The organism is Nakamurella antarctica, from assembly GCF_003860405.1.
Taxonomy (GTDB): Bacteria; Actinomycetota; Actinomycetes; order Mycobacteriales; family Nakamurellaceae; genus Nakamurella; species Nakamurella antarctica.
The window spans coordinates 371142-393448 of sequence record NZ_CP034170.1 but is presented as its reverse complement, the minus strand read 5'-3'; the positions used below and the strand labels follow the sequence as shown (position 1 = coordinate 393448).

General features: G+C 61.5%; 19 protein-coding genes and 3 tRNA genes. 11 read left to right on the top strand and 11 right to left on the bottom strand.

Annotated features, from left to right (window positions below):
* Nucleotides 1-3: 3 nt before the first annotated feature.
* Both EH165_RS01785 and EH165_RS01780 read right to left on the bottom strand, forming a co-directional pair.
* Nucleotides 4-1239, bottom strand: coding sequence for a copper resistance D family protein (locus EH165_RS01785; protein ID WP_124797768.1), 1236 nt, complete (start codon nucleotides 1237-1239; stop codon nucleotides 4-6).
* Nucleotides 1240-1249: 10 nt separating this feature from the next.
* Complete coding sequence (locus EH165_RS01780; protein WP_124797767.1) at nucleotides 1250-2932, bottom strand: ABC-F family ATP-binding cassette domain-containing protein; 1683 nt, start codon at nucleotides 2930-2932, stop codon at nucleotides 1250-1252.
* A gap of 144 nt (nucleotides 2933-3076) precedes the next feature.
* Between EH165_RS01780 and EH165_RS01775 the strand changes: the two genes are divergently transcribed.
* A complete protein-coding gene (locus EH165_RS01775) occupies nucleotides 3077-3283 on the top strand; it encodes an antitoxin (protein ID WP_124797766.1) in 207 nt (68 codons plus the stop codon).
* 89 nt (nucleotides 3284-3372) lie between these two features.
* Here EH165_RS01775 and EH165_RS01770 read toward each other — a convergent pair whose 3' ends face one another.
* Nucleotides 3373-7893 carry a DUF3418 domain-containing protein gene (locus EH165_RS01770; RefSeq protein WP_124797765.1) on the bottom strand — a complete coding sequence of 1507 codons (4521 nt, stop codon included), beginning with the start codon at nucleotides 7891-7893 and terminating at the stop codon, nucleotides 3373-3375.
* A 249-nt stretch (nucleotides 7894-8142) separates the two neighbouring features.
* Here EH165_RS01770 and EH165_RS01765 point away from each other — a divergent pair, with 249 nt between their 5' ends.
* Nucleotides 8143-8580 (top strand): OsmC family protein, encoded by a 438-nt coding sequence (locus EH165_RS01765; protein ID WP_206426053.1) that lies wholly within the window; start codon nucleotides 8143-8145, stop codon nucleotides 8578-8580.
* A gap of 99 nt (nucleotides 8581-8679) precedes the next feature.
* Nucleotides 8680-9588: an LURP-one-related/scramblase family protein gene (locus EH165_RS01760; RefSeq protein ID WP_124797764.1), complete on the top strand. Its 909-nt coding sequence runs from the start codon at nucleotides 8680-8682 to the stop codon at nucleotides 9586-9588.
* 12 nt (nucleotides 9589-9600) lie between these two features.
* Here the strand turns inward: EH165_RS01760 and EH165_RS01755 are convergent, their stop codons facing one another.
* Entirely contained in the window at nucleotides 9601-10713 is a 1113-nt protein-coding gene (locus EH165_RS01755) for a hypothetical protein (protein ID WP_124797763.1), read from the bottom strand.
* A gap of 48 nt (nucleotides 10714-10761) precedes the next feature.
* Nucleotides 10762-11814 carry a DNA topoisomerase IB gene (locus tag EH165_RS01750; protein WP_124797762.1) on the bottom strand — a complete coding sequence of 351 codons (1053 nt, stop codon included), beginning with the start codon at nucleotides 11812-11814 and terminating at the stop codon, nucleotides 10762-10764.
* A gap of 188 nt (nucleotides 11815-12002) precedes the next feature.
* Here EH165_RS01750 and EH165_RS01745 point away from each other — a divergent pair.
* Both EH165_RS01745 and EH165_RS01740 read left to right on the top strand, forming a co-directional pair.
* Nucleotides 12003-12089: transfer RNA gene (locus EH165_RS01745), tRNA-Ser, on the top strand.
* Nucleotides 12090-12137: 48 nt separating this feature from the next.
* Nucleotides 12138-12213: transfer RNA gene (locus tag EH165_RS01740), tRNA-Arg, on the top strand.
* 157 nt (nucleotides 12214-12370) lie between these two features.
* On the opposite strand, the gene EH165_RS01735 is transcribed toward EH165_RS01740, so the two are convergent.
* On the bottom strand, nucleotides 12371-13240 hold the full coding sequence (locus EH165_RS01735; RefSeq protein WP_124797761.1) for a hypothetical protein: 870 nt from the start codon (nucleotides 13238-13240) through the stop codon (nucleotides 12371-12373).
* A 116-nt stretch (nucleotides 13241-13356) separates the two neighbouring features.
* Between EH165_RS01735 and EH165_RS01730 the strand changes: the two genes are divergently transcribed.
* Nucleotides 13357-14721: an APC family permease gene (locus EH165_RS01730; protein ID WP_124797760.1), complete on the top strand. Its 1365-nt coding sequence runs from the start codon at nucleotides 13357-13359 to the stop codon at nucleotides 14719-14721.
* Between the two features lie 90 nt (nucleotides 14722-14811).
* On the opposite strand, the gene EH165_RS16395 is transcribed toward EH165_RS01730, so the two are convergent.
* On the bottom strand, nucleotides 14812-14940 hold the full coding sequence (locus tag EH165_RS16395) for a hypothetical protein (RefSeq protein ID WP_277870516.1): 129 nt from the start codon (nucleotides 14938-14940) through the stop codon (nucleotides 14812-14814).
* Between the two features lie 72 nt (nucleotides 14941-15012).
* Here EH165_RS16395 and EH165_RS01725 point away from each other — a divergent pair, with 72 nt between their 5' ends.
* A complete protein-coding gene (locus tag EH165_RS01725; protein ID WP_124797759.1) occupies nucleotides 15013-15942 on the top strand; it encodes a LysR family transcriptional regulator in 930 nt (309 codons plus the stop codon).
* Nucleotides 15943-15959: 17 nt separating this feature from the next.
* On the opposite strand, the gene EH165_RS01720 is transcribed toward EH165_RS01725, so the two are convergent.
* Nucleotides 15960-16955 (bottom strand): hypothetical protein, encoded by a 996-nt coding sequence (locus tag EH165_RS01720; RefSeq protein ID WP_124797758.1) that lies wholly within the window; start codon nucleotides 16953-16955, stop codon nucleotides 15960-15962.
* A 46-nt stretch (nucleotides 16956-17001) separates the two neighbouring features.
* Nucleotides 17002-17703 carry a dienelactone hydrolase family protein gene (locus EH165_RS01715; protein WP_206426052.1) on the bottom strand — a complete coding sequence of 234 codons (702 nt, stop codon included), beginning with the start codon at nucleotides 17701-17703 and terminating at the stop codon, nucleotides 17002-17004.
* Nucleotides 17704-17792: 89 nt separating this feature from the next.
* On the opposite strand from EH165_RS01715, the gene hisC reads away from it, so the two are divergent.
* The gene (hisC, locus tag EH165_RS01710) at nucleotides 17793-18860 is read left to right on the top strand and encodes a histidinol-phosphate transaminase (RefSeq protein WP_124800231.1); all 1068 of its coding nucleotides are present in this window, start codon (nucleotides 17793-17795) and stop codon (nucleotides 18858-18860) included.
* Nucleotides 18861-18945: 85 nt separating this feature from the next.
* Here hisC and EH165_RS01705 read toward each other — a convergent pair whose 3' ends face one another.
* Entirely contained in the window at nucleotides 18946-19734 is a 789-nt protein-coding gene (locus tag EH165_RS01705) for a sulfite exporter TauE/SafE family protein (RefSeq protein WP_164479071.1), read from the bottom strand.
* A gap of 247 nt (nucleotides 19735-19981) precedes the next feature.
* Between EH165_RS01705 and EH165_RS01700 the strand changes: the two genes are divergently transcribed.
* Entirely contained in the window at nucleotides 19982-20311 is a 330-nt protein-coding gene (locus EH165_RS01700; protein WP_124797756.1) for a hypothetical protein, read from the top strand.
* A 180-nt stretch (nucleotides 20312-20491) separates the two neighbouring features.
* Here EH165_RS01700 and EH165_RS01695 read toward each other — a convergent pair.
* A tRNA-Ser gene (locus tag EH165_RS01695) sits at nucleotides 20492-20580 on the bottom strand.
* A 116-nt stretch (nucleotides 20581-20696) separates the two neighbouring features.
* Between EH165_RS01695 and EH165_RS01690 the strand changes: the two genes are divergently transcribed.
* Together EH165_RS01690 and EH165_RS01685 are read left to right on the top strand one after the other, a co-directional pair.
* Nucleotides 20697-21503: a hypothetical protein gene (locus tag EH165_RS01690; protein WP_124797755.1), complete on the top strand. Its 807-nt coding sequence runs from the start codon at nucleotides 20697-20699 to the stop codon at nucleotides 21501-21503.
* Complete coding sequence (locus EH165_RS01685; protein WP_124797754.1) at nucleotides 21500-22255, top strand: HAD family hydrolase; 756 nt, start codon at nucleotides 21500-21502, stop codon at nucleotides 22253-22255. The genes EH165_RS01690 and EH165_RS01685 overlap by 4 nt, the downstream gene beginning before the upstream one ends.
* Nucleotides 22256-22307 lie beyond the last annotated feature (52 nt).

Sequence of the window (22307 nt, the reverse complement as noted above, 5' to 3'; positions counted from 1 at the left end):
GCTCTAGTAAGGAGCTGATCGCGTCAGCACCACCGCGACGCCGAACGCTACGGCGAGCACCACCAGTTCGAGCCCCGCCCAGAGCGCTACCGAGTTCTTCTCGCGGCGCGCGATCCGAGGAAGGATGACGCGGCGAACATGCAGAGCCGTCACCGCAACGAGTGCGATACAAGTTAGTTTGACGATCAGAAGAAGCCCGTAGTGGGTTTCCCAGATCGCCTGCGGCATCCGGGTTACTTTGGAGGTCGCTAGCCCTGCTATGCCCGAAAAAAGTCCGGTTGCCGCGACTAAAAAGACGCAATAGGTTGCCAACCGGGAGAATCGGGGCAGCGCTACGGCGAGCAGCGACGGGCTACGAGCGAGGAAGATGACACACGCGGCAAGACCGCCCGCCCACGCCGATGACGCCACCACGTGCAGTTCCATCGACATCATCACGAAGTCGTGCCAGTACCAGTCGGAGGCATGGCCGGTCAGCGGCAGCGGCAGCAACGCGAAGGCAGCAATACCCACCCGGACCTCCGCCGGCACCGTCTCGCCATATTTGATGCTGGCCCGGCACAGCCAGATCGACAGCACACCGAACGCTGCCGTGATCAAAAGTCCTTTGCCAGCAGGCACATTCGCAACGTAGCGGCCGATCAGGTGCGGCGAGGTGACCAGGTACTCGAAGAACGAATACGGCGCCGTCACGACGTCCAAAAACGCGGAACTGCGCTTCGGGAAATTACCTGCATAGACCTGAGCAGACAGCAACACCAACGAAGCAAGCGCCGACATGGTCCACAACCAGGACGCCCAGTACGCCAGTCGGCGGGCTTTGATCATGATCGGTTCGGTGCGTTCGGGTCGGTCGAAACCCAGGAACTTGGAGAGCAGCGCGAGGCCCATCGCAGCAACCACGGCAATGTCGAGCAGAGTGCGGAAGATCGGAATGCCGTAGTTGATGCCGGCAGAAACGTTGGGGAGTCCGGCGATGGACGCCTGCTGCGTCGCGCCGGTGCTCACGATTGCCGCGACCAGGCCCGCAGCTGCGAGCAACGCTGCGAACCAGGCGGCTGAGGTCGTAACACCGGCAAACTTGGATGTTGCGGTTGGCGCCGGGACTGCCGGTCGGCGCAGCGCCGGCCGAGCTTTGACCGGCGGCTGGCGGTTACTTGGCGAACGTGTTGACCCCACCCGACCATCGTGGCATGCCTTGAGCAGGCAGCGCACGTACTGGCGTGCGGCGTCCGTCATGCGCCTTCGGTCAGCGAGCCCGATTCACGCGTGCCACATCCCAGACGGGGGCGCTTGCTTCGATCACCTTGCCGTCGCTGCCGAAGACCAAAAAGCGATCGAAGGTTTTGGCGAAAGCCCTGTCGTGGGTGACGGTGACCACCGTCCCTTCGAACCGGTCCAGCGCGAGTTCGAGCGCTTCGGCCGAGTACAGGTCGAGGTTGTCCGTTGGCTCGTCCAGCAGCAGTAGCGTCACCCCGGACAGTTCGAGGAGCAGAATCTGGAACCGCGCTTGCTGGCCCCCGGAGAGCGTCTCGAATCGCTGCTCCGAGCTGCGGACCAGCCCGTAGCGGTCCAACACTTTGGCGGCACCTTCGCGGCCCATTCCGTCACGGTGGTCGTCGCCGCGGTGCAATATTTCGAGCAGGGTTTTCCCCGTCAACTCGGGGTGGGCGTGGGTTTGCCGGAAGTAACCGGGGCGGACCCTCGAACCGAGCGTCACCGTGCCCTCGTGTGTGACGGGCGCAATCGCAATCTCACCGACGGGCTGGTGTTCGATATCCGGATCGCTGCCGCCCGCTGCCAACAACCGCAGAAAGTGGGATTTGCCCGACCCGTTCGAACCCAACACCGCGAGCCGCTCGCCGAAAAATAGCTCGAGGTTGAACGGCTGCATCAGCCCGGTCAGCTCCAATTGCTCGCACACGACGGCGCGCTTGGCCGTGCGGCCGCCGGCGAGTCTGATGTGCACGTTGGTGGCCTGCGGTATTTCCTGCGGCGGGCCCGCAGCTTCGAACTTAGCCAAGCGGGTAAGCGCCGCCTGGTAGCGGGAGGACAGTCCGTCGTTGAATGCGGCCTTCGTTTTTAACATCAGGACGAGCGCCTTGATCTTGGCGTGTTCTTCATCCCAGCGGCGGCGAAGCTCCTCCAGCCGGGAGTTCCGGTCGTCGCGGGCGGCGTGATAGGTCGCGAACGACCCACCGTGCACCCACGAGACCGCCCCCGCGGCGCCCGGTTCCAACGTCACGATGCGTTGGGCGGCCCTCGCGAGCAGCTCCCGATCGTGGGAGACAAAAAGTACCGACTTGTTGGTCTCAGCCAATCGGCCTTCTAACCATTCCTTACCCGGTACGTCGAGGTAGTTGTCGGGCTCGTCGAGCAGCAGAACCTCGTCGGGGCCAGCCAGCAACAGCTCCAGCACCAACCGTTTCTGTTCGCCGCCGGATAACGAGGTCACCGCCCGAAACTGCGCACGGTCGAACGGAATACCGAGCGCTGCCACCGTACATTTGTCGAAGACCGTCTCTTGCCCATAGCCATCGACATCAGCCCAGTCCGACAGCGCCTGGGCATAACGGATCGACGTAGCGTCGTCCGTGGACTCCATCATTTCCAGCTCTGAGGCATCAAGGGCTGCCGCTGCCTTGCGTATCGGTTCCGGGGAGACCGACAGCAGGAGGTCGCGGACGGTCGATTCGTCGCGCACCGACCCGATGAACTGCGGCATGACGCCTAGGCCACCCGAGCGGCTGATTGCGCCCTCGTCGGGGTTGAGTTCGCCGGTGATGACGCGCAGCAATGTGGTTTTGCCCGTGCCGTTGGGGCCGATCAGCGCAGTAACTCGCCCCTCCCCCACCCGAAACGTGACATCGGCAAGCAACTCCCTCCCATCGGAAAGGGTGTAGCTAATGCCGGATACGTCCAGATGTCCCATAGGGACAAGACTGCTGGGCGTGCGGCGATGCGTCAACATTGCTCGATGCCCGTTCGTAGTTCTCGCTCATCTGTCCATTCACATATCCTTATCTCACACGAATGGCGCACTCGGCGCCCTTCCTGAAGTAGCGGAGGATTCCCGATGGTCGATTTCGGTGGGCTGGCTGATAAGGCCAAGGATCTAATTGCGGACAACTCCGAAAAGATCAAGAGCGGTGTCGAGACGGCGGGCAACTTCGTGGGCGAGAAAATCGGCCACGAGAAGGTTGACGGCATCGAAGACAAAATCGACGGTTTTGTCGACAAGCTAGCGGCCGAGCAGGCGGCGAAGCCAGCAGACCCCGCCTGACGAAAAACGTTGTGCAGTAACGCCTTGACAGCGGTGCTGTGGGAAATAATTCCCACAGCACCGCTTCTTGTATCCGGGCCTTCGCCCTACTAACCGAGCGCTGCGAGCGCGGCACCGATGCGTTTGGCCGACACCGGAATCGCGGTCTTCATCGGCTGCGCGAACAGGCTGACCCGCCATTCGGCCAGTTGCCACCAGATCTGCCGAACATCGGCGTCCAGACGGCGCTCCGGCGGCAAGCTGGCGACTGCAACGCGGTACTCCTCTTCCCATGGCAACACCTCGGCCATCCGGGCACGGTCCCGCTCCGGATCCTGCACCAACCGGGACAGCCGCACCACGAGTGCCTGCAAGTAGCGCTGCAGATCCGGCAGACGGGCAGCGGTGGTCGCAGTGATGAAGCCCGGCGGCAGCAGAGCGGCGAGCTGGGTTTTTGCATCGATTATGGAGACCGCCTGTAATCCGCCTTTGACGTTCTGCAGATCCGCGGCGGCTTGGTGGGCCATACCGAGCGCTTTTGCTACCGCCACCGTGATGTCCAGGGTCGCCGTGTCCAGGTGCGGGGCGATCTTCTTACGCAACGCCTCGAAGTCCTTCTCGGTCCAGGCTGGCCCGCCTGCCCAGTCGAGCAAGGCGTCCACTCCGGCCCGCGTCGCGTCGACGACCAGGTCGGGCATGGCGCCGTGAGGGCTGGCGCTGAGCGTGAGGAGCGCGTCGCGGGGCAGGACGTGGCGCACGTACGCGAGCGGCGATCGCAGGTGGGCCATCAGGAGCGCTATGGTGCCTTCGCGCATCGATCGCACCTGGTCTGCTTGGTCTGAATAGACCCGAAGACCAACGGTTTTGCCTTCATCTAACAAAGCCGGATAGCCGCGGACAGAATGCCCGTCGACCTCCGAATCGATAAACTGTGGCACCCCGGCCTGCGGGAAGGCTGTCAGCCCTGTCAATTCGAGTCCCCCCGACGCACGGGCCACCGCGCTTCGGGTATCCCCGCGCAACTGGAGTTGCAGTGCCCCTAGGTCTTTGCCCGAGGTGAGGACTGAGCCATCCGCGCTGAGTACCTGAAAAGTCATCCGCAGGTGGTCGGGGACTTTGGTGAGATCGAAATCTGCCGGCGTGACGACCACTCCCGTGAGCGCGGTCAGGGTGGCGGCGAGAGCCGTTGGTAACGATGCAGTGTCGGCCGGTTTACTCTCCTGCTGCGTCATCTCATGCAGCGCGGCTGCAGCAAAGTCGGGAACGGGCACAAACGCTCGGCGCAGCGGCTTGGGCAACGATCGGATGAGCGCTATCGCCAAATCTCGGCGGAGGCCGGGTACTTGCGCGGCGAAGGTTTCCGGCGACACGCGTTGCAGGACAGTCAAGGGGACGCTCACCGTGACCCCGTCATCGACTCGGCCGGGCTCGAACACGTAACTCAGGTCCAGCGTCACCCCCGCGCTGTCTATTCTGTCCGGAAATGCCCGCGCATCAACATCTTTGGCCCCTGCGGCGATCAGGTCATCTTCGGTGAAAGTGAGCAGGTCCGGATCCGTACGGCTCGCTTGCCGCCACCACGTGTCGAAGTGTCGGCTGGAGATGGCTTCGACACCGACGCGGGAATCGTAGAGTGCGTAAAGGGTCTCGTCATCGATGGCGATATCTCGCCGCCGCGCCCGGTCCTCTCGCTCCGCAATTAGCTGCATCAACTCGTTGTTGCGCTCGAAGAAGGGGTGGCGGGTGTTCCAGTCGCCCTCGACCAGCGCATGCCGAATAAAAAGCTCCCTCGACAATTCCGGGTCGATTTTCCCGTACTGGACGGTGCGCGCTGCCACCAGAGTGACCCCGAGCAGCGTTACCTTCTCGGTGGCAACGGCGCTGCCGCGGTTACGTTCCCAGCGCGGCTCGGAGTAGTTGCGTTTCACCAGATCTGCGCCAACGGTTTCGGCCCACTCTGGCTCGATAGATGCCACCGTGCGAGCCCACAACCGTGACGTCTCCACAAGTTCCGCTGCCATCACCAGCTTGGGCGTCCCTTTGGACAGGCCGGAACCGGGCCAGATCGTAAAGCGGCCACCGCGGGTTCCTTGATAATCCTTCTTGGCTTCGTCCCGCAGCCCGATCTGCGAAATTAGACCGGTAAGCAGCGCCGAGTGGACCTTCGCGGTGTCGAGTGTGCCTACGATCAGCTCCTGCTGTTGCCCCGAACTTTGCACCGCAGCAACATGTTTCGCCTTAGATCCGGACCTACCGCCGCGACGGATCGACGGCGCATTGAGAATTGCTTCGGGCTGCGCCTTCACGGTTCGCTGGGTTTTTGCTGTTGACGTGACGTCCATCTTCAGCGACTTGGCCAGCTGCCGGATCTGCCCCACCAGGTCCTGCCATTCGCGGATCCGCAGATAATGCAGATACTCGGTGCGGCACATCCGACGGAAGGCGTTGCCCGACAGCGCCTCCCCCTGTTCCTGCAAGTACGTCCACAGGTTGAACACCGAGACAAAGTCCGAATGCTTGTCGCGGAACCTGGAGTGTGAGGCCGTCGCTATTTCGCGATCTTCGAGGGGGTACTCCCGCACGTCTTGGATCGCGAGAGCGGCGGCGATGACGATCACTTCGTTTGCGCAACCCAGCGAATCCGCGGCCAGAATCATCCTCGCCAGTCGCGGATCGAGCGGCAGCTCCGCGAGGGTGCGACCGACCGGTGTCAGATGAACCCGACCAGCAGTGGAGTCTGCTTGCAGCGCGCCAAGTTCGGTCAATAGCGTAATGCCATCGCCGATCTGGCGTGAATCCGGCGGGTCCAGGAATGGGAACGAAGTGATATCCCCCAGATCAAGCGACGCCATCCGCAAAATGACAGAGGCCAGGGACGTCCGGGTGATCTCCGGGTCGGTGTATTCAGCCCGCGAGGCGAAGTCGGTCTCGGAATAGAGCCGGATACAAATGCCGTCGGCGACCCGGCCGCAACGCCCCGCGCGCTGCCCCGCGGAGGCTTGCGAGACGTTCTCGATGGGCAATCGCTGCACTTTGGTCCGCAGGGAGTACCGCGAGATCCGCGCTGTGCCTGGATCAATCACATAGCGAATCCCCGGCACCGTGAGCGACGTCTCGGCGACGTTGGTCGCTAGCACCACCCGGCGGCCGCGGTGGCCGGAGAACACCTTGTGTTGATCCGCAGCCGACAACCTCCCGTAGAGCGGGAGCACCTCGGTGACACCCGGCTTCGTCGCGAGGTGTCCGCGCAATACCTCTGCAGTGTCACGGATCTCGCGTTCGCCAGAGAGGAAGACCAGGATATCGCCATCACCAGCAAGACTGAGCTCGTCGACCGCTTCGCAGATTGCGCTGGCTTGGTCGCGCTCGGCTTCCCTAGGGCGAGACTGCTGTGATGGCGCAGATTTCTGCGGTACGGGACCGGCATTGATTGAGGCTTCTAAGCCGCCGGCATCATCCTCGTCGCCGCCCTCGTTGACGTCATCAGCGTCCGCGTCATCCGCGTCGGCGCCGTAAGGGCGGTAACGGATCTCGACGGGGAAGGTGCGGCCGGAAACCTCCACGATGGGGGCGCCGGCGAAGTGGTTACTGAACCTCTCCGGGTCGATGGTGGCGGAAGTAATAATCACTCTGAGATCGGGGCGGCGCGGCAACAGCTCGGCCAGGTAGCCGAGCAGAAAGTCGATGTTGAGACTGCGCTCGTGGGCCTCATCAATGATGATCGTGTCGTAGCGCGACAGCATCCGATCGCGGCCAATTTCGGCCAGCAAGATACCGTCCGTCATCAGCTTCACCAGAGTGCTGGGGCCGGTGTGATCGCCGAATCGAATGGTGTATCCAATCGCGTCGCCCAACTCGGTGCCAGTCTCTTCGGCAATACGCTCGGCCAACGCCCGCGCAGCGATCCGGCGCGGCTGGGTGTGGCCGATCAAACCTGTGACACCACGTCCTAGATCCAGGCAGATCTTGGGTAGTTGCGTCGACTTACCAGATCCGGTTTCACCGGCGACGATGATCACCTGGTTCTCGCTAATGGCCTTTTTCAGATCGTCAACCCGCTCCGACACCGGCAGACCCGGCGGGTAGGTGATCTTTGGCCGCAGCGCCAACCGGCGGATGACTTTTGCTTCGGCCGCTTCCAACGCCGCACTAATCTGCGTGAGGGCTGCGGCCTGCTTGGCGGGTTCCTTGATCCCCCGGATGCCCGCCAACCGGCGTCCAAGACTTCGCGCATCCACCTCCGGCAAGGCGTTCGCCCGCTGACGGAGCTCACCCAGATCGGCCGCGGAAATTCTGGGGTGCAGTGATTCTGGGAGCTGTGATTCTGGGTGCTGTGGTTTTGGGTGCTGTGTGTCGGCGCGCTTGCTTGAGAGCTGCGGCTGTCGCGTTCGCGGACCCGAGTGCGCAGGGTCTGTAAGCGCAGTGTCTGTAAGGGCAGTATCCGTGCGGTCGACCTCATCCACTGTGTCCGGCGAAGCAGCCAGCTGGTAACCCTCGGGTCGCGGCTTGCGAGGCCTGCGCCGACGCGGGCGGCGCGGACCATCCCGTGGTTCGCGCGGTGCGCCAGCGGAGGGGTCGTCCTTGGCGGGGGGGGCCGTCGGCGGATCCGGGGTGGGCAGCTGCTCAGTCATGACTATGTCCAGAATAGGCGGGATGGCCGCCGGGACCGACCTAGTTTTCTCCTGCAGGCTTGCCTCGGCCTTACGGGCACGCAGCAGTTGTCGGAGAAGGGCGATACATTGCCCTGAGCTACAAGGCGAAGCACGCGGTGCTGATTCGTCGTGCGACCTTCCGCAGCATCGCTGCGCGTGGAATGCGCGCGCACCCTGTCGCGCAAGTTTCGGGAAATCTGGGCCCAAGTTTCGAGAAAAGGAGTGCACGTGGCGGAAAATCTGTCGAGGCCAATTTCGAGTGACGCACTGTGGATCGAGCGCACCGGAACAGGTACCTACACCGGGTACAACGGCCGTGGCGCTTCGGTACTCATCGGGCAAGTGGGCGGTGCTGGCTCGTTTTCCCCCGGTGAACTTCTCAAAATCTCGCTGGCCGGTTGCACCGGGCTAACCGTTGATGCCGTGCTCGCGCGCCGGATAGGCGATAACTACGCCGCTCGCATTGACGTCAGCGGAGCCAAAGACGCACCCAGCGACACCTACCCGGAAATAACGGAAGAGTTTGCCCTCGACCTCTCAGCTCTCGCCGAATCAGACAGAGCCACGTTGCTGAAGATTCTGCACCGCGCAGTGGAGGAGCACTGCACCATCGGCCGTACCGTGACCCGCGGGGCGAAGGTAACGCTCTCTGTGGTGAGTTCATAATGTGAATAGCTGACACCAAGAGTTCCCCGCTTCGCTCGGCTACCCACACCATCCGCTCCGTTTCTTTCGTCTTTTTGTAGTTGCGCCGTTGGAGGCCCGATGACGTACCCGCCGCCCATTCCCGGCCCCGACGACCCCAATTCGCCTTACTACCGGCCGCCGCACCTTCCACCGCCTGGCGCTAGTGCGCCACAGCCCCCTCCTGCCCCCTCGGGGTATCAGCAGACCAGTTATAGCGAACCGTCTACAACCGGCTACCCGCAGCGGCCGGCGCCCGCCTATGGTCAGCAGCCCTATCCAGCGCAAGATCCTGCTACTTGGCAGACTCCCGATCTTGATCGGCATACCGCCGAATCGGTACGTAACCAAGCCCGGCAAGCCACGGGCGGAGCAGGTGCAACGGGGGGCGGGACGTTATTCTCCGAGTCTGTGCTGGTGGTCAGCCAACGCACCAAGCTCATCGAGCTCAACAACGAGTATCGGGTGTTCGGCGGTAGTGGTGCGCCGATCGGCACCGTCGTCCAAGTAGGGCAAAGCACACTCAAAAAAGTGGTGCGATTCCTCGGCGAATACGACCAGTTCTTCACGCACACGCTTGAAGTGCGGGAGCTCAGTGGGCAGCCGGTGATGAAGCTGACCCGACCACGCAAAGTTTTCAAGTCGAGGCTTCTTATCGAGTATCCCAACGGCGCGCCCATCGGAGAACTGGTGCAGCAGAACGTGTTCGGCAAGATTCGATTCGACATGGTGAGCGGTGGTCAATCGATCGGCAGCATCAACGCCGAGAACTGGCGCGCCTGGAACTTCGCGATTCTTGATTCTTCAGGCCGAGAGATCGCTCGCATCACTAAAAACTTTGAGGGTGTGATGCGAACGCTCTTCACCACCGCAGATAACTACGTGGTTCAGATCCATTACCCGTTGCCCGCCGTGCTCCACCAGATGGTTGTCGCGGCGGCCCTCTGTGTGGACACCGCGTTGAAGCAGGACAGCAGGGGCTTCAACTAGATCGGAGTGGGGTCAGATCAGCCAAATATGCTGCACCAGAAGCACAGCCCCGGTAACCCAAGCTGCATGCAGTAGGACCGCAGCCACCGACCCAATCCATACGCTGACTTTCGGCGTTGGTAGCCACTCACCCGTCTCGTCCCGCTTGAGGTCGAAGGGGAAAGAACTCACGCACAGGGCGCTCCTTGGCTTACGTGTGTCTGCCAGGATCACACCTCCTCGATAACCGAGGCCACGCAAGATGAGGACATTCTCCTCGCCGCCCAGCTCGTAGCGGATTTTGCTGGTCGTCGCGGGGCCGCTGTAAAGACTCCGTTCGACCTCCCAGCCGCGGGCCACTGCCACCACCTGGTTGTTATACGTCACCCCGCTGTAATAGGTCCCCGAGCTCACCACCTCCACATCGCAGACCCTGGCAGGCATGCCCCACTTCAAAAGCCGCCCACGCATGCGCATGCCGCGGATCCGCAGCGTCCAGATCACGAGAATCATCGCGATCGCGGCGGCTGGCGCTGCCACTGGATAGAACATCCACAAGGCAATCGGCGCTGCCACCACCATCACCATGGCGAACAGTTCCCACCAGCGCCACTGGAACAAGCAGAGGCGCAAGGCGAAAGGAACCCGCCGCGGCGCGGGCGACAGCGGCTCGTTCGCACCGGGGGTGCCATACGCGGAGGGCCCCATGCCACCTCCGGAACCCACCAGCGAACTCAGCGCTCCCATATCAATGTTGCGCGAAGTCAATAGCTGTTGGATGGCGGGCGGCAGCTGACCGCCGGTGAATACTTGCGTGCCCGGACCGAAAAGGTTGACGCCGGGCTGAAGCTGACCGGCGAACGGATTCGGCGCTTGTTCAGTGCCATAGGGCGGTTGGACGAATTGTTGGCCTTGCGGCACTTGCTGGCTTTGCTGACCGGCCTGCCCGTACTGAAGTGCGGATTGGATGTAGTGCTCCGAAGCCCCGCCGAACTGCTGCATCTGCTGCCCATACGTGGGCGCGGGTTGGCTCGCGTACCCGGACTCGCCGCGGGCTTGAGCGAGTTGCTGCTGCAACTGAGCGATCTGGGCAGCATTCAATTCGGCCTGTAGGCGTTCCACACGCTGTTCGGGGGTCTCGGTCACTCCGTCAGTATCAAACAGGCATTCATTTTCCGAAGGGGAATGGAGAAATCATTTTTGCAGTAGGTGCAGGACTGCACGCTCAACCTCGGCGTGGCCGGCGATCACGGCGATCTCGTCATCCACCGCAGTCAATTTCGGCAGGCTCTGCCGAACCAGTGCGACCTCCGCAGCGACGGTGATATCGCGCCGAAACAACTCCGTCAGTTGGGGGTGGACGTACGAACCGCGACATACCGCTGGCGTGTTACCCAACCTCTGAGCAGTCTCCTTGATGGCGTTACTCGCAGCGCGGTTACGGGCGGCCTCAGTCCACTTCTTCGCCGCATCAAATCTCGACAGCTCCTCAGCCAGGGCCACTGCAGCGATACCCGTTCCGTGCCAAGTCCGAAAGTCTTTGGCCGATACAGCCATTCCCACCACGTCTTTCACGTACGCGTTGATGTCAGAGCTATGGATCCGGCGCCACCTACGCCCCTCCTTGTAACCAAAGAGTTCGGCTTCTGTTCGACTTCTGTTTCGCATTACTCCGACCGCTGCAAAAAGATCGGGATCGTTAATCATTTCCACGCGATCCAAACCGGATTTCGCGACGTAGCTAAAAACAAGCGCGGAACCTTTGGTGCGCACGTGTTCTCGCCGCAACGTAGAGAGGCCAAAGCTCCCGTTGGACTCGGCATACACCTCACTCCCGATACGGAAGTGTCCACGATCCAGCATCCGAAATGCGGTGGCCAGGGCGCGTTCTCTCGGCATCCCTTCCAATGCCAAATCGGCGGCCACCCGAATGCGGGCGTCCTCAAGTTTCGAAGCAAAGTCCAGCACCCGCTCGAACTTTTGATGGTGCCGCTTGGTGGACCAGTCGTCGTGGTACCGGTACTGCCGACGCCCAGCCTCGTCTGTGCCAATAGCCTGGATGTGGCCGTTGGAGAACGGGCTGATCCACACGTCCTGCCAGGCTGGGGGGATCACTAGCGCTAGAGCCCGATCTCTGGTCTCCCGGTCGACAAGGGTGCCGTCAGGATGACGAAAAGCCCACCCCCGGCCGCTGCGGCGCCTCGTAATACCCGGGTGCGAGGGGTTTGATTTCCGCAGTTTTGCCATGTCGTTTTCCTTTTGCAACGGTAACCATGCCACGGCTGCATGCCCGATATGCGGGTCGGCGAAACGTTCCCTCCTAGGGTTCGGTGGGGACGCCACACGCGGCCGGGTCTGGGAGATCCACCTGGCGTTTTGCTCTGGAGGCTTCGCGGCAGGTAACCTGATCCAGGTGCCATTCTCGGGTGGCCCCAGGAAGCGTGCCAGAGCGGCCGAATGGGACTCACTGCTAATGAGTTGTGCCTTTACCGGTACCGGAGGTTCAAATCCTCTCGCTTCCGCTCTCTGGCGAGGTGGCCTGAGAAGTTGCACGACAAGTACATAGCAATGCGCCCGTAGCTCAACGGATAGAGCATCTGACTACGGATCAGAAGGTTGGGAGTTCGAATCTCTCCGGGCGCACCAATAAACAACCTCTCACCTGCGGATAGCGGGTCGGGAGGTCGTTTTGCTTGAGCAGGCTCTAGAGCAAACACAGGACTCTCCTGGTTGAACTGCCGCGAAGTGTTAGAGCGCCCAGCGACAAATTTGGCAGGGCCATCCTCCATGAAGTGACCGATGGTCAGTCAACGAGTGAGATTTGGTGTCGAGCGATGTCGCACATCACATCACTGATGTCTTCCAATAAAACTTCGAGGTCCTGTGATGGGTTGGCAACCATCTCTGCATCGGGGATGTTGGTCGATTTCGATCTATAGCCAGCTGCCCGGTTGGCTGATCCCCAAATCCGTTTGACGGTCGCTGCGTTCGCCGGTTGCAATATGACGTCGAAGGCTCGGTTGTAAGCAGTTCGCACGGCGTCGTCAGACCAGACCTCCTCAGTGAGTATTTCCACTAGCTCGCGACGGAGAGCTTCTGCGATCCTTTGCCAGTCGGCATAAAGTGCCAGCGCCGCAAGCGATTCGGGAAACAATTCCGACCCCGTGAGGGCGCCGAGATCAATCGACTCCTCAGTGTCCGGCGTCGCGGGCGTGCGTCCGAACGCCGGATGCCACGGCGGGACGAACTCAGGCTCTCGCGGGTAGTTCACCAAGTCGTCAAGAAACGCCTCGTTTGATGGGTGCGGGTCCGTTGCGTCTCGAGCTGCTGGCTCGAAATACGACGGCGAGTCCCAGTAAATCCGGCTGTCGTAGTTGTAACTGAATTCAAACGTGCCAGCAGCGCTCACCCGCGCAAGGACGGAAAACCAGGTCCCTTTGTGCCGATCGGCTTTCGCACTGCGGAGGTCTTCCAGGAAGGTGGGGAGGGAGATCGGCATTTGTAGCGGAAACGTTGCCCCGCTGTCGTCTGTCGCCGTCAGTCGTGAGAAAGCGGATAGCCCGATTTCTGACCAGAACAGATCGAGCGAGGCATATCCCCCGTCCCTCATCAGGGTCAGCAACTGGCGCGCTGCGGCTGCTTCGAGCCGCTGGACCTCTTCGCTATCGACCATGGATTCATCCTTGCCTCTGCCTTAGACCGCAGCGTATCGGGCCGAGAGTAATGAGGGACCAATCGCAGTGGCAGACCCGCGTACCAGCCACGTGAGCTCGCTCCTACACTCATCCGATGGACTCAGCCACCGCACCGCAAGAATCAAAACTTAAACAAGCCATCAACGGACCGCTGCTGTACTTGTTCATCCTGGGTGATGTGCTCGGGGCTGGGATTTACGCCCTCGTGGGCAAGGTCGCCGGCGAAGTAGGCGGCGCAATCTGGGTGCCGCTGCTCGTGGCGCTGTTTCTAGCCATGCTCACCGCGGCCTCCTACGCCGAACTCGTGACGAAATACCCGAAAGCAGGCGGAGCAGCACTCTTCGCCGAACGAGCGTTCAAGTTGCCTTGGCTCTCGTTCTTGGTGGGCTTTTGCATGCTCGCTGCCGGTGTTACCAGCGCGGCCGGACTGAGCCTGGCTTTCGCCGGCGATTACCTCAAGCCCTTCCTCGACGTCCCCGCCGTACCAGCGGCTCTCATATTCCTCGTCCTCGTCGCCTTCATCAACGCGCGCGGGGTAAAGGAATCAGTCAGAGCAAACGTGATCATGACCGTCATAGAGGTATCGGGGCTGGTGCTAGTCATCGTCCTTGTGGGGCTAATGCTGGGAAACGGCGATGGTGACGTATCCCGAGTCGTAGAATTCAACCCTGAAGTCTCCCCCGCCGCAGGCATTCTCGCCGCGTCGCTGCTGGCGTACTACTCATTCGTTGGCTTCGAAACTTCGGCGAATGTCGCAGAAGAGGTTCGCGATGTTCACCGCGTCTACCCGAAGGCTCTCTTCGCGTCCCTGCTCACCGCTGGCGTCATCTACGTGTTGATCGGCTTGGCATCTTCCATTGCGCTGTCGCCGGAAGAACTGAACGAGTCGTCCGGTCCGCTACTACAAGTCGTGCAGGCTACTGGGTTTGGGGTTCCCGATTGGCTCTTCGGTTTGATAGCGCTGGTAGCTGTCGCCAATGGGGCCCTGCTGACGATGATCATGGCAAGCCGGCTGACATTCGGGATGGCTGAACAGTCGTTGCTGCCGCGGGCTCTCGGTCGAGTTCTTCCCAAACGCCAAACACCCTGGGTCGCAATCATCGTCACCACCGTGGCGGCGATGGCACTGACTGCCACGGGCGACCTGCAGTCGTTGGCCGAGACCGTCGTGCTGCTACTGCTTTTCGTTTTCATCAGCACCAACGTGGCGGTACTGGTCCTGCGGAGGGACAAGGTCGAGCACAAACACTTCCGCGCCCCGACCGTCATTCCCTACCTCGCCTTGGCCTCCTGCGCGCTGTTGCTGACTCAGCAGGGTGGAGCAATCTGGCTCCGAGCGGGAATATTGCTCGCTATCGGACTCGCGCTCTTCTTTCTCGTCAGATGGTTGAGTCCGAGGAAGCTTGGCGAAGACTCACATAATGATGCTCCCGTTAAGGAATCAGGCAATGCGCTTTAGACCTAGGGCTGCTACTGATGAACGGCCGCAGCCCTATTCGCCGGCGTGCCCGTGGCCCGTTGGTGCTGCGACCAAACAGACCGCTGGGGACTAGGCGCTGTGCCAGTGAAAGTCATCTTCACGGACCATGCGCCACTCACCTCTGCGACGAGAGTCCACACCAAAACGAGGAGCGGCGACGGCCATGACGGCCAGGAAAGAGAACAGGATGATTGTCATAACTTCAGGCTAGCCAAGCTTAAAGCAATAGTCCATCTGTTTAATCTTACGAATACGTGTAAGAATATCTACATGATCGACGTGCGCAGGCTGGAGATACTTCGAGAGCTCGATCGATGCGGAACTATCGCCGCGACAGCCGAGGCAGTGTTCCTCACACCGTCAGCAGTGTCCCAACAAATGGCGGCACTTTCGCGCGAGGCTGGGACACCGATGCTCGAGCCTGACGGACGCCGAGTACGCATCACCGCGGCCGCGCAGATCCTTCTCACGCACGCGCACGCGATTTTTACCCACCTAGAACATGCCGAATCAGACCTGGCTGCCTTTCGCCGGGGCCACGTCGGGACTGTCCGGCTGGGCAGCTTTCCCTCCGCCATCAGGGGTCTGGCAGTGCCGACGTGGAAATACCTCGCCGATCGCTCCAACCTCCAGGTTCAAGTACGCGAAGTGCAGCCCGAGTTTGTGGCCGATTCGCTCCTCTCACGGACCGTCGACCTCGCGATCACCGCTCACGCCAGCGATGGCCTCATCGAGGCTTTCGATCCACGGCTCAGCGTGGAGCACCTAGTTGACGATGTTCTTGACATCGCGCTCCCTCTCGATCACCCGCTTGCCGCCAAGAGTTCGATCGATTTGGCGGAGCTAGCGCGCGACGACTGGATCATGGGTGTCACCGGTTCCAAATGCTGGGACGTCACCAAAGCGTCCTGTGCGGCAGCGGGTTTCACCCCGATCGTCAAACACATCGCCGACGAATATCTGGGCGTTGTAGCGCTGGTCTGCTCCGGAGCGGGCATTGCTCTGATCCCACGATTGGCACAGGACACGTTCGTCAACGAGCCGATGGTGCTTCGGCCAGCCACCGGGGCGCCGCCGCTGCGCAAGGTGTGCGTGCAGTACCGCACGGGGACCGCAGACCAGCCGCATATTTCATCGACCCTGGAGGCGCTTCGGATAGTGGCAGCGCTCAGCTGCCCAGCACCGGGAAAATCAGCGTGAGGGGCTGCACCCCCCTGCTAGGAAAGGCATGCGCTGGGATCGAATGCGGAGGCTGCTGGCAGTGCTCCGTCCGGAGCGCACCCGACGGGCGTGTAGAAATCGCCCGACCACCCCAGAGCCATCCATGTCACCGAATCGCCATCGCTGACTTGGACAGCCACCCCCAGACCCCCGGTGAGCGCAATGGGGCCGCCTTTCGCCGTAGCCGAGGGAAACGCCGAGTCCCCTGAGATGTCCCGCCAGGCACCATTTGTCGTCAATTCAAATGCAGAAACTATCGCGGTGCCGTCAGGTTGAACCCCGCTCACGATGCACCTAGCATTCGAGTCGCACTGCAACACTCCGCCCGTCGGTGTGGGAAATGTTGCCCCGTAGGCAACATTGATCGCACCGCTCACCTGCCCGGATGTTGCCACGGACAGCAGCGCCACCTTGCCCGAGCGGCTAATCATCGCCGCAGCCAGGTCGCCGCGAACCGCCGCTCGGGTCGCAATCACCACACATCCGGGGCAGTCCACCAGCTCGACAGCCACTCCCGTTCCGGGAGCTGGAACCGGCGCAGCTGCGCTGGGCGGAGTCGGAGCGGGCGGCGCAGCCTGTCCAGGGATTGATTCGGCGCTGGCAGCTCCAGTGGCATCAGCTGTTGACGGGGAAGCAGCTGGCGAGCTCGATGGTGCCTGGTCTGCTGGGCTTGTCGTCATCTCCGGAGCCGATGAGGAATCCGAGCCAGCGGCTGACGCTGCGGCTGCGGCTGCGGCTGCGGCAGCGGCTGCGGCTGTGGCTGTGGCTGCGGCTGTGGCTGCGCTCTCCGCGGAGGTTTCGGACGCGGACAACTCCGGCACCGTCACGCGCAGCGTGGGGGTACTCGCGGTGAGAGAGCTAGAAACGTCGAGACTGGCACTGCTGACGGGCCTTTCGGCAATCGACGGAGCCGCGCAGGCCCCTACGAGGACAGCCAACCACAGCCCGCCCACCACAAAGACCGCACGAGAGACGCGGGAGTTCAACGGCATCCCCTCACCCTACGGAGGGCAACGGCGCAAAAACGCCCGTCCGCAATCAGCGCAGGTAGGTGTCGAACCAGAGCAGGGTGCGCTCCCACGCATCTGCGGCGGCGGATGCATCGAAATGTGCCACCCGCGAGTCGTTGTGGAATCCGTGCCCCGCGTCGGGGTATCTCACGATTTTTGTATCTACGGGAGCAGCTGCCACCCGTTGGCGCAGCGCCTCGATAGCGTCGAGGTCAATTGACGCATCCTGATCGCCATAAATCCCGAGCCAGGGAGCTGCCAGCCGCGGCGCCGTTTCCATTCCGGCTTGGATACCTGGCCAACGCGAGGCAATGACTCCGCCGCCGTAGAACGTCACGGCGGCGTCAACTGGCAGCGATGACGCAGCCCAAAGGGCGAGGCTTCCACCCATACAAAAACCGAGAATCCCGATATGGCCCACCCCCGTGGTCCGCAACGCGCTGATCGCAGCGGTGAGGTCCGCCGTGATTCCCCCAGATTCCAAGGTGCGCATCGCCAGGCTGGCAGCGGGAATGTCGTCGCCGGCAAATACCTGCTCGGTAAGGCGGTGATACAAGTGCGGCGCGGCCGCGGCGTACCCCCTCTGCGCCAGTCGGGAGCAAACATCGACGATGTGGTCAGTGACGCCGAAAGCTTCCTGAATCACGACCACCCCTCCCGCCGGTGTATCGGCGGGCAGCGCAAGCGTGATCGGCACATCGTCGACTTTTCGCATTTCCGGTGAGGTCACACAAGGTAGTCCATCAGATCGAAGGCAATCAGGCCAGCAACTCGGCGCAGCCGGTTAGGGTTGACGGGGTAAACGAAAGAGGTCACATGATGTCGCAGGTCCATCTCCGCGCCGCCCTGAACGCGATCCCCACCTACACCCCGGGCCGCAGCGTTGCTGGCGCCATCAAACTCGCGTCAAATGAGATGGGTTACCCGCCGCTACCCAGCGTCATTGCAGCCATCACCGAAGCAGCGCAGGACATGAATCGCTACCCTGACAACTCCTCCGGCGCGCTTGGCCGGGCACTGGCTGACAGATTCGGGGTGAGTCCCGACCAGATCACGGTCGGCTGCGGTTCCGTAGCTTTATGCGAACAGTTCATCCAAGCCACCTGCGGCGAGGGCGACGAGGTGATCTACGGCTGGCGCTCATTTGAGGCCTACCCCATCCTGACGAAGGTAGTGGGAGCGACCGCGGTGACGGCGCCGCTCCTAGCCGGTGAAGCATTGAACCTGCCGGCGCTCGCCGCCGCCATCACCGAGAACACGCGCCTGATTTTTGTCTGCAACCCGAATAACCCCACTGGGACAGCACTCAGAACCGTTGAGCTGCAGGCATTTCTGGATCAGGTGCCGCCGCGGGTGCTTGTCGTTATCGATGAGGCCTACCGCGAGTTTGTTGACGACGATGACGTCCCCGATGGCATCGAGATCGCCCGCGGGCGAGACAATGTCGCGGTCTTGCGGACAATGTCCAAGGCTTACGGGCTTGCTGGCCTACGCGTCGGATACGCGGTCGCAGCGCCAGAAGTGACGACGGCATTGCACAAAGTTGCGTTGCCATTCTCGGTCAGCACTCTTGCGCAAGCAGCAGCGCTTGCATCGTTGGAATCGGCCCCGGAGCTGCTAGAGCGTTGCCAGCAAGTGGTTCTCGAGCGGGCCCGGGTTCGAGCTCAGCTACTCGAGCTGGGATATTCGGTCCCTGAGTCCCAAGCCAACTTCGTGTGGCTGCCGCTTCGAGATCAGTCTGCGGCCTTTGCCCAACACTGCGAGGTGGCAGCAAACGTGATCGTGCGGGCATTCAACGACGCGGATGCGGGCGGAGTTCGCATCACCATTTCTCGTCCGCACGAAAACGACGCTTTCCTGTCGGCGGCAGCGAGCTTCCCGCGCTGAGGTGTTGGCGAAGCACTGGAGTTGTGGCCGAGCGAAAGCCACTCAGAACTCCCGTCCGTCACCGTGGAAATTCAGATCAGGAAATTCAGAGCAGGATCCTGACGATAGCGAAGCTACCAAGCGCAACGATGATGCAACGCAGCACCACGGGAGAGAGTCGGCGGCCCACACCCGCTCCGAGGAAACCACCGATCAGCGATCCCACTGCAATGAGACCCGCTGCACCCCAATTGATTCTGTCAAAAGCAACCAGGGTGTAAGTCAACGCAGAAACTGCATTGACCAGGAGCGTAAGTACGTTTTTCGCGGCGTTGAGATTCTGCAGCTTGTCGGGGAGAAGCGCCCCCATCAGCCCCATCAGCATGATCCCTTGAGCCGCAGCGAAGTACCCCCCGTAGATCCCTGTCAAAAATGTGGCGCTCACGAGCAGCACCATGCGCTGACGGCTGATGATTTCGTGATCCCGGCCGGCTTTCTCCGAACGGGCCCGCACCCAGCGCTGGATGCGAGTCTGGAAGATCACCAATAACAGCGCCAGCACCAACAGCACCGGAACAATGGATTCGAACGCATTAGCTGGCAGGTGCAGCAGCAGCCATGCTCCCAGCAGCGCCCCCAGTAGGGAGGCCGGAAGCTGCCAACGGAGCCTGCGCCACTGACCCGCGAGCTCGCGCCGGTACCCCCACGTGCCCGAGATATTGCCCGGAACCAGGCCCACCGCGTTGCTCATGGTTGCGGTGACCGGCGGCAGCCCAAACGCCAGCAAGGTGGGGAAGGTGATGAGTGTGCCGGACCCGACGATGGTGTTGATGGTCCCGGCGCCGATACCAGCGAGGAAAATCAGCACAATTTCGGTCCACGTCACGCGTGTCATCCTAGGACGCGAACCTCCAGGCATTGCGTAGCACCGAGATCCTTGACGCCGCCTACCGATGCCTCGGTTGTCGCGCGATGCTGCGACGGGTAGTCGCTCCACTTCTTGGTTCAGAATCCACCCGCATTGGTTCAAAATCCATCCGCAGCTGGTGCATCCTCGAAGAAGCGGAGCATCTGGGTAGTGCTTAACTGTGCAGGGTCCGCCCGCCTTGGCGGGTGACTACCAGGGGGAAGGATGTACTGCTGTGATCGCACCCATTAACTTCACGTGGACTACCACGCGTGAGCGTGCCGACGTCCGAGCATGGGTCGTGTCATCCGTCGCGGATACGCTGCGCAGATCCGGATATCGCATCACCGCGGATTCGCCCGACGAACTCGTCATGGCGCGCCGTCCCGAAAATGGCATGTTGATGCTGCTGATCAGTGTGTGGGCGTTCTTACTGAGCAATCGTCGCGACCATCAGGTCGTTTTCAAGTTCACCGTCACACCTACCGGACTCACCCAGATGCTGGTAATTGGCGACCTACCCACACGGGTTAGCAAAATTCTGGAAGGACTTCCACAGGCATAACGGCCCCCCGCTCGCAAGGTCGGCGCCTTAACGCATGGGCTCGTGTTCGAACATGCCGGGCCAGGGCTGTCTTTGCGCCCGCCCCGCGGATACGCCGATGGGGCACGCCGATGGGGCACGCCGATGTGGCACGCCGATGGGGCACGCAAAACGCCCGCCGGTTGTTCACCGGCGGGCGCATGGCGGAGGCGACAGGATTTGAACCTGCGAGGCTTTTGACACCTGGCCGCTTTCAAGGCGGCTTCCTTCGGCCGCTCGGACACGCCTCCGTGTCGGAGCTTACCGCCAGGGACAACAACGGACCAACGCTCTGCTTCACTACCCGGCGGGCCAGCTGGCACTTCGTAAGAACACCGGCGGCAGCGCGGTCAGGTAACCTGCCCAAATGCTGATCACAACCCGAAAAATTCTGCCATTTCTCGGAGTGGCCGCTCTCACCGCCTTCCTCGTGAGTCTGGACTTTTTAGCACCGGGTGCAGGATGGTGGTCGAGCCATCCAATGACCGCTGGCGCCGCCTCGGCCCTCATTACCTTTATCGCCCTTGGTTTGCTTTTGGAAGGGGCCCTCAAACAGCGAGAGGCGGCCAAGCTTGCTCCCATATTGACGGTCGCCTACCGGAGCCTGGCTCAATACGCGAATGACGCAGGGCGGGTCTTACTTGCGCCGCTTAATGGACCGGACCTTTTCGGTCTCGGTATTCCTGGATTCGATCGAAATGAGGTCGACCGCATCCGTGCTCGTCTTCGCAACAATGGGATTAGCCCCACCTTCAACGAAGCAACGGGCTCCTGGAAGCTTCAAAATCGGGCCCTTCTCAAAACCACACTAGAAAAGCTGTTGGTCGATCCTGCCTACATCCAGGAACTCTTCAGAGATGTAGCCACCATGCGCCGCAGCCTTCAAGAGGCCACCGCCAAATGGGCGCCCGTAATGCTCACATCGAACTCGACTTCCCACGATCTGGGCGACTTGCGGCAGTTGACGAACGCGATGGAACTGCTGCAAGAACACATTCGCAAGAGCAGGGCGGTGGGGAGCTCGACCGAAAACTGGGTTCATGACCCTGATTGGCTAGCAGGAGTTTCACAACAGTTCTGGTCCACGGTTGCCTGCTACGAACAAATGAGAGACCGATTTGGCGATCTAGCAGCCCTTCCCAGTGACGCGATCGTGAATCGGCGCTCAGGATGACGTTCCCGGATTTTGTGCTTTTCGACATCGACGGCACCTTGATGGCCGGATCCAGTGACCATCTTCGGGTCCTCATGCGAACAGCTAACAAAAGCCTTGGAATCAACGTGCAGATCGAAATTCAGCACGAAAAGCCCACGCTGAATGGGCGGAGCATTGCCGGGATGATAGATGCCCAACTGTTGCGACTATTGATGCCGGTAGAGTCGCAGAATGGCAACCACCACATTAGTCTGGCAGATCTCGTGGCCGAGTACGGCAATGACTATCGAGAGAGCATTCAATCCGGAACCATTTCACCTGGAAAAATACTTCCCGGGGTCGAAAGTTTCTTGCGAGTGCTCGACAGCCACCAGATTCCAAGGGTGCTCTCCACCGGGAATATCTCGATGGTGGCAAGCGCGAAGCTAGCTGCCGTGGGGCTGGCTCACGGTTTCTGTTTCGATGCCCATCTGGGGTTCGGAGATCTGCATGCGGACCGAGCCGACCTTGTCAAAGCTGCCCTCACTGGCCTCCCGTTCCCCGCCGTGCGGGGAAAGGGCCTGCTCATCGGAGATACGGCCCCGGATATGAAAGCTGCCGCTACGGCAGGACTGTTCGGTGCGGCAGTGTTGACTGGGTCAGACGACGAGAACGAGTTGCGCTTAGCTGGCGCAGACAGGATTTTCGCCGGAATGCAGGAGGTCGACGAGTTTTGTGCCTCTCCGAAAAGTCCCTGGATAGCGATCAATGGTAAGTCCAAGTCAGGTTAGAAAACAACAACGCTCGGAGGCGAAAACGTCGCGCTCACACGCACCAGCATCT

Coding starts and splice junctions, on each gene's coding strand:
- EH165_RS01750 (WP_124797762.1), bottom strand. CDS start 11,814: ATGGCAAAACTGCGGAAATCAAACCCCTCGCACCCGGGTATTACGAGG.
- EH165_RS01780 (WP_124797767.1), bottom strand. CDS start 2,932: ATGGGACATCTGGACGTATCCGGCATTAGCTACACCCTTTCCGATGGG.
- EH165_RS01770 (WP_124797765.1), bottom strand. CDS start 7,893: ATGACTGAGCAGCTGCCCACCCCGGATCCGCCGACGGCCCCCCCCGCC.
- EH165_RS01730 (WP_124797760.1), top strand. CDS start 13,357: ATGGACTCAGCCACCGCACCGCAAGAATCAAAACTTAAACAAGCCATC.
- EH165_RS01705 (WP_164479071.1), bottom strand. CDS start 19,734: ATGACACGCGTGACGTGGACCGAAATTGTGCTGATTTTCCTCGCTGGT.
- EH165_RS01760 (WP_124797764.1), top strand. CDS start 8,680: ATGACGTACCCGCCGCCCATTCCCGGCCCCGACGACCCCAATTCGCCT.
- EH165_RS01785 (WP_124797768.1), bottom strand. CDS start 1,239: ATGACGGACGCCGCACGCCAGTACGTGCGCTGCCTGCTCAAGGCATGC.
- hisC (WP_124800231.1), top strand. CDS start 17,793: ATGTCGCAGGTCCATCTCCGCGCCGCCCTGAACGCGATCCCCACCTAC.
- EH165_RS01725 (WP_124797759.1), top strand. CDS start 15,013: ATGATCGACGTGCGCAGGCTGGAGATACTTCGAGAGCTCGATCGATGC.
- EH165_RS01775 (WP_124797766.1), top strand. CDS start 3,077: ATGGTCGATTTCGGTGGGCTGGCTGATAAGGCCAAGGATCTAATTGCG.
- EH165_RS16395 (WP_277870516.1), bottom strand. CDS start 14,940: ATGACAATCATCCTGTTCTCTTTCCTGGCCGTCATGGCCGTCGCCGCT.
- EH165_RS01720 (WP_124797758.1), bottom strand. CDS start 16,955: ATGCCGTTGAACTCCCGCGTCTCTCGTGCGGTCTTTGTGGTGGGCGGG.
- EH165_RS01735 (WP_124797761.1), bottom strand. CDS start 13,240: ATGGTCGATAGCGAAGAGGTCCAGCGGCTCGAAGCAGCCGCAGCGCGC.
- EH165_RS01685 (WP_124797754.1), top strand. CDS start 21,500: ATGACGTTCCCGGATTTTGTGCTTTTCGACATCGACGGCACCTTGATG.
- EH165_RS01690 (WP_124797755.1), top strand. CDS start 20,697: ATGCTGATCACAACCCGAAAAATTCTGCCATTTCTCGGAGTGGCCGCT.